Genomic DNA, 13,646 nt, shown 5'->3' with positions numbered 1-13,646 from the left:
TCAGCTCCAGCCCATCTTGGTTTTACGGCTTGAGTAGAGCGCCAGCAATACGAGGAAGGCGAACACCACCATGGAACCGGCCAACCAGTGGGCCTGGGCGTATTCCATGGCCTCGACGTGGTCGTAGATCTGCACCGAGACCACGCGCGTCTTGTCGGGGATATTGCCGCCGATCATCAGCACCACGCCAAATTCACCGACGGTGTGGGCGAAACCGAGAATCGACGCGGTGATAAACCCCGGGCGGGCCAGGGGCAGGATCACCGTGAAAAACGTGTCCCAGGGGTTGGCGCGCAGCGTTGCGGCGACCTCCAGCGGGCGCGTACCGATGGCGGAGAAGGCGTTTTGCAACGGCTGCACCACAAACGGCATGGAATAGATCACCGAGCCGATCACCAGCCCGGTAAAGCTGAACGTCAGGGTGCCCAGCCCCAGCCATTGCGTGAACTGGCCGAAGTAGCCATTGGGGCCCATGGTCAACAACAGGTAGAAGCCGATGACCGTGGGTGGCAACACCAACGGCAGAGCGACAATCGCACCAATGGGGCCGCGCCACCAGGAACGGGTGCGCGACAGCCACAGGGCAATCGGAGTGCCGATGACCAGCAGGATCACGGTGGTCAGTGACGCCAGTTTGATGGTCAGCCAGATCGCGGAAAAATCGGCACTCGACAGCGGCATTTAGTTGGCCAGCTCATAACCGTAGGACTTGATCACCGCAGCGGCTTTAGGGCCTTTGAGGTAGTCGACCAGGGCTTTGGCGGCGGCGCTGTCCTTGCCTTTGTTGAGGATCACGGCGTCCTGTTTGATCGGGTCATGCATCGAGGCTGGAACGACCCACGCCGAACCGCTGGTGACTTTGCCGTCTTTGTAGATTTGCGACAGGGCGACAAAGCCCAGTTCAGCGTTACCGGTGGAGACAAACTGGAAGGCCTGGGTGATGTTCTGGCCTTCAACGAGCTTGTCCTTGACCTTGTCGGTCAAGCCTTCTTTAGCCAACACTTGGGTGGCGGCCAGGCCGTAGGGCGCGGCTTTCGGGTTGGCGATGGACAGGTGCTTGAATTCATTCTTCTTCAGCACCTCACCTTTGGCATCCACATAACCGTCCTTGGCCGACCACAGCGCCAGGGTGCCGACCGCGTAAGTGAAGCGCGAACCTTTGACGGTGTCGCCTTCGGTTTCGAGTTTTTGCGGGGTGGTGTCGTCGGCGCTGAGGAACACTTCGAACGGCGCGCCGTTCTTGATCTGCGTGTAGAACTGGCCGGTGGCGCCGTAGGCTGCAACCAGTTTATGGCCGGTGTCTTTTTCGAAATCGGCGGCAATCGCCTGGATCGGTGCGGTGAAGTTGGCCGCAACGGCAACCTGTACTTCATCCGCCTGGGCTGAGCCAAAGGCACAGGCGGCAATCAGGGTGGCGAGGGCCGTGGGGGCCAGGCGTGAGGCGCGGATCAACATGAAGCAGCTCCTTTGAAGGTGTACGGCTCGTTATAGGTAGAAGGCGTTACCGCTATGTATGGGAATATATAGCGGTTGGCCATTGCCGGTACAGTGCAAAGTTGCCGTAACTGTCAACGTTGGTTGAACTTGGCCAGCGCCTGCTCGGCCAATTCGCGGGTCAGGTCATAGGTGGATACGTCTTTACCCAGACGCAAGGCTTGGCCTGACCACAGATTGCTGAAACCGGCTTCATCCTTGGCTTTGAGCGGCATCAAGGCGCCGCCAGACGTGGGGAAGGCAGGCGCATGCGGGTGGATCGCGCCGAGTTCACGCATCACGCGGTTGACAATGCCCCGCGCCGGGCGGCCCGTGAACACGTTGGTCAGCGCGGTTTCGCTGGCCTGGGCGTGACGCAACGCGTGATGGTGGGAGGCATTGACGCTGGCTTCGGGGGTAAACAGGTACGCCGTGCCGATTTGCACCGCTGAAGCGCCCAGGGCGAATGCCGCGACAATGCCACGCGCATCACCGATACCGCCGGCGGCAATCACCGGCACGCTGACCGCGTCGACAATTTGCGGCAGCAGTGCCATCAGGCCGATCTGGGTGTTGAGGTCGTCACTGAGAAACAACCCGCGATGCCCACCCGCCTCAATACCCATCGCAATGATCGCATCGCAACCCTGCTGTTCCAGCCAGATGGCTTCTTCCACGGTGGTGGCCGATGACAGCACCTTGGCGCCGGTGGCTTTTACCCGGTCGAGCAAGGCTTTTTCCGGCAGGCCAAAGTGAAAACTCGCTACCTCGGGGCGGAACTCCTCGACCACTTGGCAAGCGGCGTCGTTGAAGGGCGCACGGTTGGACACGGGCGTTGGCGCATCAAAATCGGCGCCGAGTTCACGGTAGTAGGGCTCCAGCAAGTCCTTCCAGCGACGGTCACCGGTTTGGTTGGCGTCAGGCGGCTGATGGCAGAAGAAATTCACGTTGATAGGCCGCGAGCTTGCCTGGCGGATAGCGGCCAAGGCTTCGCGCAATTGCTCGATAGTCAGCGCGGCGGCGGGCATTGAGCCGAGCGCGCCAGCCTCGTTCGCGGCGATGACCATGGCGGTGGTCGTTGCCCCGGCCATCGGGGCCTGGATGATGGGTACTTCAATACCCAGCAGGTCAAGAATTCGCGTGTCAGGCCAGGTGCTCATCGGATGCGTCTCCAGCGTTAGTAAGGCTTTTCGCTGTTTTAGCAGGGCCATCGGCACCCGGCCAGTCTGTTTTATTCACTGGACGAGGGCGCAGTTTCGTGCCCCGCCATTAGTCGATTGCATGCCCAAGCACGGCGTGAATGCGCTCGGCGATATGGGCGGCGTGGGTTTCCAATGCGAAGTGGCCAGTGTCCAGCAGTTCCACCACGGCATTGGCGTTGTCGCCCTTGTAGGCATGCGCGCCAGGCGGAATGAAGAACGGGTCGTGCTGGCCCCAAATCACCAGCGTGGGCACTTGGCTGGCTTTAAAGAATGCCTGGAACGCCGGGTACAGCGTGAGGTTGTTGCGGTAGTCGAGGAACAGGTCCAACTGGATTTCGTCGTTGCCGGGGCGTTGCATCAACAGCACATCCAGCATGTAGGACTCCGGCGCGACCAACTCCGGCTGATTCACGCCGTGCAAGTACTGATAGCGCGTGCCTTCCAGATTGATCACATTGTTGCGGATCACCTCGCGATTGGCTTGGCTCGGCTCGGCCCAGTAGGCCCGAATCGGCGCCCAGGCATCGCCCAGCCCCTGCAGGTAAGCGTTGCCGTTTTGCGAGACCAGCGCGCTGACCCGCTCCGGATGCGCCACCGCCAGCCGCAGGCCTACCGGTGCGCCGTAATCGAACACGTACAGGGCGTAGCGGCTCAGCTTCAACGCATCGACGAAATGCCCGACGGTGATCGCCAGGTCATCGAAGCGGTAGTGGTAATTGCGCTCGGCCGGTACTTCGGTGAAGCCAAAGCCAGGTAAGTCGGGAGCGATAACCCGAAAGCGCGTGGCAAGCAGCGGGATCAGGTCGCGGAACATGTGCGACGAGCTGGGAAAACCATGCAGCAGCAACATGACCGGGGCGGCGGGGTCGCCGGCTTCGCGGTAGAACATGCGCACGCCATCGACATCGACGTGGTGGTAGCGAACGACAGGGGCTGCGATAGACATGACGGAACACCTTTGTAACTTGATAAAGTGTGATTACGGGTTACCTGATTAAAAGCTGCGCCCAAAAAAGTAACCTGTCAAATTAATTATGGAGGTTACGTGTTTGCATGCTGTAACTATCAAGCCACTAAAATAGCGGTTACGATTGCACGGTGCTCAAGAGGACGAATCATGGCCACCCCCACACCTGCAGCAACACCTTCAGAACCCTATGTGCTGGCCGATGACCCGGTGCTGGACATGCTCAATACCTTGGCGACTATCGATGGCGTGCCGTGGGATTTTTGGAAGGTTGATGCCGATGTGACGCGCTGGCTGGTGCGCCTTGAGTGGGCCCAGGAGGGGAGTATTCCCGCGTTTGAAGAGGGTGCCTTGCTCAGCGCAGCCCGCGAATTGCGCGAGGTTATTCGCGAACTGGTGGCTGCGCGTAAGAACGGTGAGGCGGGCAACCCGGCTGCCCTCAATTGCTTTTTACGCAAAGCGGTCAGCCACCCGCAGTTAGTCTGGCCTGCGTCGGGTGTGCCGCAGCTGGAGCGCCAGCGTAAGCAGCAGACGGCTGAGCAATTTTTGTCGCCGATTGCCGAAGCAGCCGCTCATTTATTGGTCGCCGGCGACTTCAACTTGATTCGTCGCTGCGAGCATCCGGAATGCATCCTGTGGTTTTATGATCGGACCAAGGCCCACAAGCGCCGCTGGTGCAGCATGGCCTTGTGTGGCAACCGGCATAAGGTTGCTGAGTTTCGTAAACGCAAAGCTTTGTGAGCGCAACGGGCGCTTTCTGTTCAGCGCGTCTCACGCTCCAGCAACTGCCGTTTGCGTTCGACGCCCCAACGGTAGCCCGACAGCTCGCCATTACTGCGCACCACGCGGTGGCAGGGGATCGCGACTGCCAGGTGGTTGGCGCCGCAAGCCTGGGCCACGGCGCGAAAGGACTTCGGAGCGCCGATCCGCAGGGCAATCTGCGCGTAGCTGGCGGTGCTGCCCACCGGGATTTCGCGCAGCGCCTGCCACACCCGTTCCTGGAACGCGGTGCCGCGTAAATCCAGGGGCAAATCCAGACCCAGCGCAGGTGCCTCGATAAAGCCCACGACTTGGGCAACCAACTGTTCAAAGTCTCGGTCCGCACCGACCAACTCGGCCTTGGGGAATTGGTCTTGCAGGTCACGCACCAACTTGTCCGGGTCGTCCCCCAGCAGAATCGCGCAAACGCCCCGTTGACTCTGGGCCACCAGAATCGCCCCCAAGGAGCATTGGCCCACTGCAAAACGTATTTCGCTATGGGTGCCACCGGCCTTGTAGTCGCTGGGCTTCATGCCGAGCAGTTGATCAGCGGATTCATAAAAGCGGCTGTTGGAGTTGAAGCCTGCGTCATACAGCGCATCGGTCACCGAGTGCTGCCCCTTCAGGCCGTCGCGTACTTTGCGCGAGCGCAGGGCGCTGGCGTAACCCTTTGGGGTCAGGCCGGTGATGGCTTTGAAGACGCGATGAAAATGAAACGAACTCAACCCGGCGAGACGCGCGAGTACGTCCAGGCTGGGCGGCGTTTCGGCCTGTTCTATTTTCCGGCACGCATCGGCCACCAGTTGCCCGTGGTGCGCGGCCAATTGAGTCTGATCACCGCGGGCGCGTTTGCTGGGCCGGTAACCCGCCGCTTCGGCCTGTTCGGGGTTGTCGAAGAATTCGATGTTTTCCGGCCGTGGCACACGTGAGGCGCTGCTGGGGCGGCAATACACGCCGGTGGTTTTTACGCCGTACACAAACAGCGTGTCGGCCTTGGCATCGCGGGCGACGATGGCGGCCCAGCGGGGGTCTTGTTCGTTGTTCATGGCCTGCACTCTTGACGGGGCTCCGGCAGATTAACCGCGCGGGCCACTCTCGGCACTCGCAAGCTTGCGGTCAAATTAACCCGCGGTGCGAAAGGTCAGGTTGATGCGTTGCGGGCCCATGATCGGATGCACCCCGTCCTTGATTGGCATCACCCCATGAAAGCGCAAGCGATCGACCCCACCCCAAACCACGACATCACCGTGAAACAGGGAGATCTTTTGCGTGCGGCTGCCGCGTTCATGGCCGCCGAACAGGAAAATCGCCGGCAAGCCCAGGGATACGGAGACCACGGGGGCGCCGTAGCGGCGTTCGTTCTTGTCTTGGTGCAGGGACATCTTGGCGCCGGGCACATAGCGGTTGATCAGGCAGGCATCTGGGGCGAAGTCGCTGAAGCCGGCCTCTGCCGCCGCCCGCACAGCCAGTTCGCGCAAGGCGTCAGGCATGGCAGGCCACGGTTGCTGGCTGCGCGGGTCAAGGGGGCTGTAACGATAGCCGCTGCTGTCGGTGGTCCAGCCCAGTTCGCCGCAACTGCTCAGTGCCGCGGACATGGTAAAGCCACCGGGTGTGACCATCTGCCGAAACGGGGATTGGGCTAATATCCGTCGCAACTCAGGTAACAGTCGCTCAATCCAGGGCAGGGCGTAGCCCCTTAGCACGTAAGACTCTTCGCCAATCTGTTCGCGCCCCGTGGGTTGTTGCAGGGCGTCATCGGCGAACAGATCGGCAGTCGGGCCTGGCATGGCTTACAGCGCCTTGCTCACGGTGATGTCAGTGATTGCGTCAGAGGCGTCGTGAATTTTCGCCAGGGCTTGTTTGGCCTCTTCCACGTCGTTGCTTTGCAACTGCGCGAATTCAAAGCGGCGTTCGCCGTTGAGCTTGTACTTGATGACGTATTTAGTCGTGGTAGTCACAGCTGTTTTCCTGTCGAGTGTGCGGGTCAGCTCAGCTTGGTGCTGGTGCGCCGAACGATGCTAATTTTATGGGACAGCGCCGGTTTGCGCGTAACGCTGATGGCGCGGCGCGTCACCACATCCAGGGTGATGTTCCAGAAACCGGTGCTGGGGGCGGTGATTTTCGCCGGGAACTTGTCGAAGGCGCCGCCGTGGTAGGTGTGGCGGCCACCGTTCTTGAAGCTGCGAAAGTTGGCGTCGCTCATCAGGCGAATGTTGCAGGTTTGCGAGCATTCGATGACAACGATGTCGCCCTCGTTGAGGTGCTCGCGCTGGTGGATGAATTTCATGGGGTGTCTCCAGAAGGGCTTTTTCTGAAAAATCAGAATGATACGTAGGTTAAGATGGAGTTTATCAGCCCCAGCGAGTTTATTATCGGGTCGTCGTCGACGACTTCGACAATTTAAAACAGTTATTCACCGTGTTTTCAGAGATAAATCCTACATTGGCGGGAGAAATTTACTCTCTACGCTGTCGTAGGGTCTTTATCGGAGGTTTTAGTATGAAGTGGAGTGTGTTGGTTCTGGCCTTGGCGTTAGGTGGGTGTGCTTCGGTTGCAGATATCAAGCAGACCCCGCCAACGTTGGTGGTCATTTCAGGGAAGAAGCCGCCGGAATATGCCGCGTGCGTGGTGCGTAAACTGGCCGAGACTCGTCGTCCGCCGCAGATAGAACCGCATAAGGACGGTGTACAAGTGATTGTGCCGCAGAAATTCTCGGCTGACCCTTCGGCGATCTTGGAGATTGAGGAGCGCTCAAGCGGCAGCAGTATCAAGCTCTACGAGAGTATGTCCAATGTACCGATCCGCCCTGGCGACGTGAAGAAAGCCGCGGAGGAATGTATTTCCGGCTGAGCCCCCCAGGCTCATCCCGTGCACTCGAATCCGATAAAAAAGCCTGGCCCTGCCGATGCAGCGCCAGGCTTTTTTTTGTACTGATTTTTTGGGTGTTGTCGCAAGAGGGTCATTACCCTACCATTTGTAGGCTTATGCGATTGTGAGCTAAGCATATAACTATAAAAATGGAGCCGTGATGATGTCTCTGGAACGCGTTTTAATGGGTGGCGCATTGATGCTGCTGCTAGGCAATGCCCACGCATTGGATGGGAAAAAGATTTTTACCGAAGGTGGTTCACAGCCTGGCGCGATGCCGTGTGTGGCCTGTCATGGCGCCGATGGGCTAGGGCTCGCCGCGGCAGGATTTCCCCGGCTGGCGGGGTTGCCTGCAGCGTATGTGCGAAAACAACTGGCGGACTTCAGCAGCGGCGCACGCACTAACCCGGTGATGCAGCCCCTGGCCAAGGCGTTGACTGACCCCGAAATCGCTGCGCTCAGCCAGGCCGTGGCGGCGATGCCGTTCCCGGTTCCGGCCACGGTGCAGCGCAGCGAAATGCCCGGCAACGCGGCGCAGAAACTCGCCCTGCAAGGCGCCTGGGAGCGGCAGATCCCCGCTTGCGTCAGTTGCCATGGGCCTGCCGGAGTAGGGGTCGGCGACGCATTCCCAGCGTTGGCCGGCCAGCCTGCCGCCTACCTGACGGCGCAACTGACAGCCTGGCAGAACGGCACTCGACGCAATGACCCCAACGATTTGATGGGCCACATTGCCAAGTCCCTTACGCCCGAAGAAGTGCAGGGCGTCGCCCACTACTTCGCGTCGCTGCCTCTGGAGGCAAAGCCATGAAGCGCTTCATGTTTGCGCCCGCGTTGGGCCTGCTCCTGGCACTGCCAGCCCATGCCGCCACGATTGCCATGGAGGACCAGTCGCAATTGCAGCCCTTGGCAGCGCACCCGGTCGCCAATCAATTCCAGCCGCCTCAAGAAAGCGAATTGCCTGACAACGCCTACGGCAAATTGGTGCGGCAGGGTTACGCCTTGTTCGTCGACACCAAGCGCCTGGCACCGCAATTTGTCGGTAACGGGCTCAACTGCAGCAACTGTCACCTCGACCAGGGCCGCCTTGCCAACTCAGCACCGCTGTGGGGCGCGTACCCGATGTATCCCGCTTATCGAAAGAAGAACGACAAGGTCAACACCTTCGCCGAGCGTTTACAGGGCTGCTTTCAATTCAGCATGAACGGCGGCACGCCACCTGCGGCGGACAGCCCCGAGATAACCGCGCTGTCGGTGTACGCCTACTGGTTGGCCAGCAAGGCGCCCTTGGGTGTAGAGCTGCCGGGGCGCGGTTATCCCGATGTGGCGCAACCGGCCAATGGCTACAACCTGGCGTCGGGTGCCGAGGTTTATAAAGGGCAATGCGCGGTGTGCCATGGTGGCGAAGGGCAGGGGCAGAAGGTCGGCGACAGCTTCGTCATGCCGCCGCTATGGGGTAAAGACTCCTACAACTGGGGCGCCGGCATGCACCGAATCAATACGGCGGCGTCTTTCATCAAACACAACATGCCATTGGGCAAGGGCGGCAGTTTGAGCGACCAGCAGGCCTGGGATGTCGCTGCTTACGTCAACAGCCATGAGCGGCCGCAGGATCCGCGCCTGGTGGAAGGCTCAGTGGAGAAAACCCGCGTCAAGTTTCACGCCAATGATGGCGTCAATCTCTATGGGCAAACCGTCGATGGCGTGTTGATCGGGCAAGGCATCCGTTAAACTACGGCCATTCAATGCCAAAAATGCCGCGCAAGCCTTGAGGTTGCGCGGCATTTGTCTTTTTTGGGAAACCGCCATGAAACGTGAACACGTCAAAGCACGCTATGCCGAGGGCCAGATATCGGCCACCCATGTCATACAAAACCCTGCCGACCTGGGCGAGTGGATCGTCTTCTTCAAGAAAAGCGGCGGGCGCAGTTACTTCCTGGTGGATGATCAGGATGAAGTCGAGTCGTTCCCACGCCTGGATGACCTGATCGAGCTATTGCGCGACCTGGGCATCAAGTTCGCCGAAATTCACCTGTAGCCTGCGGGTTACTTGCAGACCACAACCACGCTGCGGCTTTTGAAGTTGCCGACGTCTTTGCCCAGGGTTTTGTCGCTTTCTTTCAGCGATGGCGTGCCGTCAGTGCCGACGATGCGGTAGCCGGTGCCCGCGCACGAAGCGTCGGCTTTTTCGTAGCAACTGGCCCAGGAGTTGGCCTCGCCCGAACAGTCAATCGTCAGGCCTTGCTCGCCGTTTTTCAGGAAAGTGTCGGAGGTAGTGGTGCAACCGGTCATCAGCACCAGGGCCGCAGTCAGTGCCAGGATTTTGTTCATGTGTGGGGTCGTCGTCGAGGGTATTGGAGGGGCGCTGACACTGTCGTGGGGCGTTTGCAGCAGATTATAGCGAACGGCCATCAAGGTACAGACAAACACAAAAAAGCCCCGCTAAACGGGGCTTTGTGCGCGGGGCGTTTGTACTTACTTGCTCTTCGGGCGCTTGCTCGATGCATGACCGGCTTCATCCACAAACACTTCGGCGACTGCAACAGCCATGGCTTCGGTCGGGAATACCCCGGCAACGCTGTCGCCGTGGAAGTTGATCAAGTGCCAGCCGTCTGCGCGCTGGGTGATCAGGTAGCCGTTTACACCTTTTGGTTCTGACATCTATTAACAATCTCGTGGTCTGGTTCAAGGGCGCAATGATAGCGCCAAATGGCCTGCGCCCGCCGAAGTTATTCCACATCAGTGCCCTCGGCTTGAAAGCATGCTAAAAGGGATGTAGCCCTCAGAAACATTGGCTTGTAGGTTGTTTACGTGTTGAGGGTGACGGTACTTGTCGGAAGATAAGTGGAACTTACGCCGACATTTTTTCTCTATGTTGACATCGCAACGCCAGCAGGACCCATTGTAAGGTGACTGCGGCCTGATTAGACTGCGCCGAATTCCGTACGCACAGCCCTTTGTAAGGACTCATATGATCAAGAAATGCTTGTTCCCAGCAGCCGGTTACGGCACTCGCTTCTTGCCAGCGACCAAAGCCATGCCCAAAGAGATGCTGCCGGTGGTGAACAAGCCACTGATTCAGTACGGCGTCGAAGAGGCACTGGATGCCGGCCTGAACGAAATCTCCATCGTCACCGGCCGTGGTAAGCGCGCGCTGGAAGACCATTTCGACATCAGCTACGAGCTGGAAAACCAGATCAAGGGCACTGACAAGGAAAAATACCTGGTCGGTATCCGTAAATTGCTCGACGAGTGCTCGTTTTCCTACACCCGTCAGACCCAGATGAAAGGCCTCGGCCACGCCATCCTCACCGGCCGCCCACTGATCGGTGACGAGCCGTTCGCCGTGGTTCTGGCAGATGACCTGTGCGTTAACCTGGAAGGCGACGGCGTACTGACCCAGATGGTCAAGCTGTACCAGAAATACCGTTGCACCATCGTTGCAGTGATGGAAGTTAACCCGACCGAAACCAACAAGTACGGCGTGATTGCCGGTGACGACATTGGTGATGGCCTGATCCGCGTACGCGACATGGTCGAGAAGCCAGCGCCGGAAGACGCGCCGTCTAACCTCGCGATCATCGGTCGTTACATCCTCACGCCGGACATCTTCAAGCTGATCGAAGAAACCGAGCCAGGCAAGGGTGGCGAGATCCAGATCACCGACGCTCTGTTGAAGCAAGCCAAAGACGGTTGTGTGATTGCCTACAAGTTTAAGGGTCAGCGTTTCGACTGCGGTGGCGCTGAAGGCTACATCGAGGCGACCAACTTCTGCTACGAGCACTTCTACAAAACTGGCAAGGCTTACTGATTCACGCTTGCTGGTTGTTTTAAGAGAAAGCCACCTTCGGGTGGCTTTTTCGTTTTTCAGCCCCATCTAAATCGGTATGCTGATGTCCTGCCGAGGAGAGTGAAATGGCCTACGATTTTGACCTGTATGTAATTGGCGCCGGTTCCGGCGGTGTTCGCGCGGCGCGGTTTGCTGCTGGTTTTGGCGCCAAGGTGGCTGTGGCGGAAAGCCGTTACCTGGGCGGCACCTGCGTTAACGTCGGCTGCGTGCCAAAAAAACTGTTGGTGTACGGTGCGCATTTCGCCGAGGACTTCGAACAAGCCAGCGGTTTTGGCTGGTCGCTGGGTGAGGCGAATTTTGATTGGGCGACCTTGATCGCCAACAAGGACCGCGAAATCAACCGCCTCAATGGCATCTACCGTAACCTGCTGGTCAACAGCGGCGTGACCCTGCATGAAGGCCATGCGCGTGTGGTGGATCCGCACCAGGTAGAGATTAACGGCGAACGCTTTACCGCCAAACACATCCTGATCGCAACGGGCGGCTGGCCGCAGATCCCGCAAATCCCGGGGCATGAACACGCGATTGGCTCCAACGAGGCGTTCTTCCTGAAGGAGCTGCCTAAACGTGTGCTGGTAGTCGGCGGCGGTTACATTGCTGTCGAGTTCGCGGGTATTTTCCATGGTTTGGGCGCACAGACTACGCTGCTGTATCGCGGCGATCTGTTCCTGCGCGGCTTTGATGGTTCGGTGCGCACGCACCTGAAGGAAGAATTGACCAAGCGTGGCCTGGACCTGCAATTTAATGCCGATATCCAGCGCATCGACAAGCAAGCGGACGGCAGCCTCAAGGCCACCTTGAAAGATGGCCGCGTACTCGAAGCAGACTGTGTGTTCTACGCCACTGGCCGTCGCCCGATGCTGGACAACCTGGGCCTGGAAAATACCGGCGTCAAGTTGGACGAGCGTGGTTTTGTTGAAGTGGATGACCTGTACCAGACCGCCGAGCCGTCGATCCTGGCGCTCGGCGATGTGATTGGTCGTGTGCAATTAACGCCAGTCGCCCTGGCCGAAGGCATGGCGGTGGCACGTCGCCTGTTCAAGCCTGAGCAGTATCGTGCGGTTGACTACGCGATGATCCCGACGGCGGTGTTCAGCCTGCCGAACATCGGCACCGTCGGCCTCACCGAGGAAGAGGCGAAGAAGAACGGCCACAAGGTACAGGTCTTCGAAAGCCGCTTCCGGCCGATGAAGCTGACGTTGACCGACTGCCAGGAAAAAACCTTGATGAAACTGGTGGTCGACGCCGACACCGACAAGGTGCTGGGTTGCCACATGGTCGGGCCGGACGCTGGCGAAATCGTGCAAGGCCTGGCGATCGCGCTCAAGGCGGGCGCGACCAAGCAGCATTTCGATGAAACCATCGGCGTGCATCCCACGGCGGCGGAAGAATTCGTCACCATGCGCACGCCTGTGGCTGGCTGATCAGCCTTGCGGGGTTGCTTCTGGCGCTGCTGCAACGGCAGCCGCCAGGCGCAATGCCTCGATACTGGCCTGAGCCTTGATAAGGTCCAGCTCCAGGCTCTTGTTGCTCTGCTGGTGCTCGGTCAGTGCTTGCTGGCGTGACTGGCTTTCCAGCACGGCAACCCGTAGGCGCTCCTGAAGCAAGGTGCGTTCGCTTTCAATCAGGCTCACCTGTTCGCTGAGCTTGTGCTGCACGGCTTGGTCTTTGCGGGTTTGTTCCTGCAAAGCGGCCAATTCCTTCGCGGTCACGCGGTGCTCGATCAGCAGTCGCTCATTGTCACGATGCAGCTGCGTGATCTCATCCTGACGCACCATCGCGCTTTGCTGGGCCTGGCGCAGTTCCGCCTGCACCTGTTGCACCTGGCCTTCATGGCGGCGCTGTTCCTGCTCGCGCTGCTCCTTGATCGCAGTGCGGTAATGCTCCAGGGCATCCCGGGCGTGCAGGTGCTTTTCTTCCAGTGAGCGAATCTGCTCGTCTTTGTCGCTGATACGTAGCTCGTAATCGCAGCACGCCTGGCTGAGCCCGGCGTTGCGGGTTTGCTCGGTTTGCAGGCTGGTGCTGGCGGTTTGCAGGGCGGCGCTTTCTTCTGCCAGTGCGCAAGCCTGGATTTCAAATTGCTGTTTGAGCTCGGTGTGAGCTGTCTCCAGCGTTTCTAGCTGGGCGAGCAGGGCGGCTTTGTGCTGTTCGAAGTGTGCCAGGGCCAGGTCGATGGGCTCCTGGGCTTTGTCTTTAAGGCGTTGGGCCAGGCGTGCGACCAGTTCGCCCAGCTCGTCATCAATCGGCGCCTCGGTGATGGTCAGCCGGCTTTCGCTGTCGTCCAGCTCCTTTAAGTAGCGATGAATCGTGGTTTTCGAGCCGGTGTTGCCCATCTCGATACGCACCGCATCGATGCTGGGGTTTTCGCCACGGGCCAGGATTGCCAAGCGTGCCGTTTGAACTACTGCTTTGTTTATGCCGCCGCGCGCCATGGGGTCTCCGTCGATTTCGTACTGTGGTACAGGGTATGTAGATACATACTGTAACATGAACGAAAGTGCGTTTAAATTGTTGATTTAACAGGTGGGAT

The 13,646-nt window shown here is 59.2% G+C and carries 18 protein-coding genes; 7 read left to right on the top strand and 11 right to left on the bottom strand.

From position 1 onward, the window contains the following. From modB to ACA065_RS15895, 4 genes are all read right to left on the bottom strand, one after another. Nucleotides 1-681: a molybdate ABC transporter permease subunit gene (modB, locus tag ACA065_RS15910; protein WP_497690492.1), complete on the bottom strand. Its 681-nt coding sequence runs from the start codon at nucleotides 679-681 to the stop codon at nucleotides 1-3. Beyond that, on the bottom strand, nucleotides 682-1,455 hold the full coding sequence (modA, locus tag ACA065_RS15905; RefSeq protein ID WP_497690491.1) for a molybdate ABC transporter substrate-binding protein: 774 nt from the start codon (nucleotides 1,453-1,455) through the stop codon (nucleotides 682-684). Between the two features lie 113 nt (nucleotides 1,456-1,568). Further along, complete coding sequence (locus tag ACA065_RS15900; protein ID WP_497690490.1) at nucleotides 1,569-2,633, bottom strand: NAD(P)H-dependent flavin oxidoreductase; 1,065 nt, start codon at nucleotides 2,631-2,633, stop codon at nucleotides 1,569-1,571. Between the two features lie 109 nt (nucleotides 2,634-2,742). Continuing rightward, entirely contained in the window at nucleotides 2,743-3,621 is an 879-nt protein-coding gene (locus ACA065_RS15895; RefSeq protein ID WP_497690489.1) for an alpha/beta fold hydrolase, read from the bottom strand. Nucleotides 3,622-3,792: 171 nt separating this feature from the next. Between ACA065_RS15895 and ACA065_RS15890 the strand changes: the two genes are divergently transcribed. Further along, on the top strand, nucleotides 3,793-4,383 hold the full coding sequence (locus ACA065_RS15890) for a CGNR zinc finger domain-containing protein (protein WP_497690488.1): 591 nt from the start codon (nucleotides 3,793-3,795) through the stop codon (nucleotides 4,381-4,383). Nucleotides 4,384-4,403: 20 nt separating this feature from the next. Here ACA065_RS15890 and ada read toward each other — a convergent pair whose 3' ends face one another. From ada to ACA065_RS15870, 4 genes are all read right to left on the bottom strand, one after another. Further along, complete coding sequence (gene ada / locus ACA065_RS15885; protein WP_497690487.1) at nucleotides 4,404-5,447, bottom strand: bifunctional DNA-binding transcriptional regulator/O6-methylguanine-DNA methyltransferase Ada; 1,044 nt, start codon at nucleotides 5,445-5,447, stop codon at nucleotides 4,404-4,406. A gap of 75 nt (nucleotides 5,448-5,522) precedes the next feature. Continuing rightward, nucleotides 5,523-6,188, bottom strand: coding sequence for a DNA oxidative demethylase AlkB (gene alkB / locus ACA065_RS15880; RefSeq protein WP_497690486.1), 666 nt, complete (start codon nucleotides 6,186-6,188; stop codon nucleotides 5,523-5,525). Nucleotides 6,189-6,191: 3 nt separating this feature from the next. Next, nucleotides 6,192-6,359: a hypothetical protein gene (locus tag ACA065_RS15875; protein WP_497690485.1), complete on the bottom strand. Its 168-nt coding sequence runs from the start codon at nucleotides 6,357-6,359 to the stop codon at nucleotides 6,192-6,194. A 26-nt stretch (nucleotides 6,360-6,385) separates the two neighbouring features. Continuing rightward, nucleotides 6,386-6,688 (bottom strand): DUF1883 domain-containing protein, encoded by a 303-nt coding sequence (locus ACA065_RS15870; RefSeq protein ID WP_497690484.1) that lies wholly within the window; start codon nucleotides 6,686-6,688, stop codon nucleotides 6,386-6,388. A 212-nt stretch (nucleotides 6,689-6,900) separates the two neighbouring features. Between ACA065_RS15870 and ACA065_RS15865 the strand changes: the two genes are divergently transcribed. The 4 genes from ACA065_RS15865 (at nucleotide 6,901) to ACA065_RS15850 (ending at nucleotide 9,304) form a co-directional block, all read left to right on the top strand. After that, nucleotides 6,901-7,251, top strand: coding sequence for a hypothetical protein (locus ACA065_RS15865; RefSeq protein WP_497690483.1), 351 nt, complete (start codon nucleotides 6,901-6,903; stop codon nucleotides 7,249-7,251). A 178-nt stretch (nucleotides 7,252-7,429) separates the two neighbouring features. Then, the gene (locus tag ACA065_RS15860) at nucleotides 7,430-8,077 is read left to right on the top strand and encodes a c-type cytochrome (protein ID WP_497690482.1); all 648 of its coding nucleotides are present in this window, start codon (nucleotides 7,430-7,432) and stop codon (nucleotides 8,075-8,077) included. Beyond that, complete coding sequence (locus ACA065_RS15855) at nucleotides 8,074-8,997, top strand: c-type cytochrome (RefSeq protein ID WP_497690481.1); 924 nt, start codon at nucleotides 8,074-8,076, stop codon at nucleotides 8,995-8,997. The genes ACA065_RS15860 and ACA065_RS15855 overlap by 4 nt, the downstream gene beginning before the upstream one ends. 76 nt (nucleotides 8,998-9,073) lie before the next feature. Next, entirely contained in the window at nucleotides 9,074-9,304 is a 231-nt protein-coding gene (locus tag ACA065_RS15850) for a hypothetical protein (RefSeq protein ID WP_497690480.1), read from the top strand. An 8-nt stretch (nucleotides 9,305-9,312) separates the two neighbouring features. On the opposite strand, the gene ACA065_RS15845 is transcribed toward ACA065_RS15850, so the two are convergent. Continuing rightward, entirely contained in the window at nucleotides 9,313-9,597 is a 285-nt protein-coding gene (locus ACA065_RS15845; RefSeq protein WP_497690479.1) for a hypothetical protein, read from the bottom strand. A gap of 144 nt (nucleotides 9,598-9,741) precedes the next feature. Next, nucleotides 9,742-9,927, bottom strand: coding sequence for a hypothetical protein (locus tag ACA065_RS15840; protein WP_497690478.1), 186 nt, complete (start codon nucleotides 9,925-9,927; stop codon nucleotides 9,742-9,744). Between the two features lie 310 nt (nucleotides 9,928-10,237). On the opposite strand from ACA065_RS15840, the gene galU reads away from it, so the two are divergent. After that, entirely contained in the window at nucleotides 10,238-11,077 is an 840-nt protein-coding gene (gene galU / locus ACA065_RS15835; RefSeq protein ID WP_003173830.1) for a UTP--glucose-1-phosphate uridylyltransferase GalU, read from the top strand. Between the two features lie 104 nt (nucleotides 11,078-11,181). Continuing rightward, nucleotides 11,182-12,540, top strand: a complete 1,359-nt coding sequence (gene gorA / locus ACA065_RS15830; RefSeq protein ID WP_497690477.1) for a glutathione-disulfide reductase — start codon at nucleotides 11,182-11,184, stop codon at nucleotides 12,538-12,540. Here gorA and ACA065_RS15825 read toward each other — a convergent pair whose 3' ends face one another. Beyond that, nucleotides 12,541-13,548 (bottom strand): DNA-binding protein, encoded by a 1,008-nt coding sequence (locus ACA065_RS15825; RefSeq protein WP_497690476.1) that lies wholly within the window; start codon nucleotides 13,546-13,548, stop codon nucleotides 12,541-12,543. Nucleotides 13,549-13,646: the final 98 nt, after the last annotated feature.

Source organism: Pseudomonas sp. LBUM1640, from assembly GCF_059716225.1.
Note: the sequence above shows the minus strand (reverse complement) of the source record. Positions and strands in the feature narration are given on the sequence as shown.